The sequence below is a fragment of the Paenibacillus sp. J31R34 genome (assembly GCF_059383715.1).
Genome location: NZ_JBXENU010000028.1, coordinates 1 through 1,273, shown reverse-complemented (window position 1 = coordinate 1,273; position 1,273 = coordinate 1). Strand labels below are relative to the sequence as shown.

Annotated in this window: 1 rRNA gene; it reads left to right on the top strand. The window is 55.0% G+C overall.

The features are described 5' to 3' along the window. A 23S ribosomal RNA gene (locus AC50YG_RS31835) occupies nucleotides 1–1,273 on the top strand; the annotation flags it as partial.

Here is a 1,273-nt window from a genome sequence, read left to right as displayed (position 1 = left end):
AAGGCTGGGCTGTGATGGGGAGCGAAAATTACAGTAGCGAAGGTCATGCACTCCGGCTGCCGAGAAAAGTCTCTAGCCAGGTGAAGGTGCCCGTACCGCAAACCGACACAGGTAGGCGAGCAGAGCATGCTAAGGCGCGCGGAAGAACTCTCGTTAAGGAACTCGGCAAAATGACCCCGTAACTTCGGGAGAAGGGGTACCTCGGTAGGGTGAATAGCCCGAGGGGGTCGCAGTGAAAAGGCCCAAGCGACTGTTTAGCAAAAACACAGGTCTGTGCGAAGCCGTAAGGCGAAGTATACGGGCTGACGCCTGCCCGGTGCTGGAAGGTTAAGGGGAGCGGTTAGGAGCAATCCGAAGCTGTGAACCGAAGCCCCAGTAAACGGCGGCCGTAACTATAACGGTCCTAAGGTAGCGAAATTCCTTGTCAGGTAAATTCTGACCCGCACGAATGGCGTAACGACTTGGGCGCTGTCTCAACGAGAGATCCGGTGAAATTTTAATACCTGTGAAGATGCAGGTTACCCGCGACAAGACGGAAAGACCCCATGGAGCTTTACTGTAACTTGATATTGAACTTTGGTACGATCTGTACAGGATAGGTGGGAGCCATTGAAGCATGAGCGCCAGCTTGTGTGAAGGCGACGTTGGGATACCACCCTGATCGTATCGGAGTTCTAACCTAGGACCATGAAACTGGTTCGGGGACCGTGTCAGGTGGACAGTTTGACTGGGGCGGTCGCCTCCTAAAATGTAACGGAGGCGCCCAAAGGTTCCCTCAGAATGGTTGGAAATCATTCGGAGAGTGCAAAGGCATAAGGGAGCTTGACTGCGAGACCTACAAGTCGAGCAGGGACGAAAGTCGGGCTTAGTGATCCGGTGGTACCGAATGGAAGGGCCATCGCTCAACGGATAAAAGCTACCCTGGGGATAACAGGCTTATCTCCCCCAAGAGTCCACATCGACGGGGAGGTTTGGCACCTCGATGTCGGCTCATCGCATCCTGGGGCTGAAGTAGGTCCCAAGGGTTGGGCTGTTCGCCCATTAAAGCGGTACGCGAGCTGGGTTCAGAACGTCGTGAGACAGTTCGGTCCCTATCTGTCGCGGGCGCAGGAAATTTGAGAGGAGCTGTCCTTAGTACGAGAGGACCGGGATGGACGTACCGCTGGTGTACCAGTTGTTCCGCCAGGAGCACCGCTGGGTAGCCAAGTACGGACGGGATAAGCGCTGAAAGCATCTAAGCGCGAAGCCCCCCTCAAGATGAGATTTCCCAATT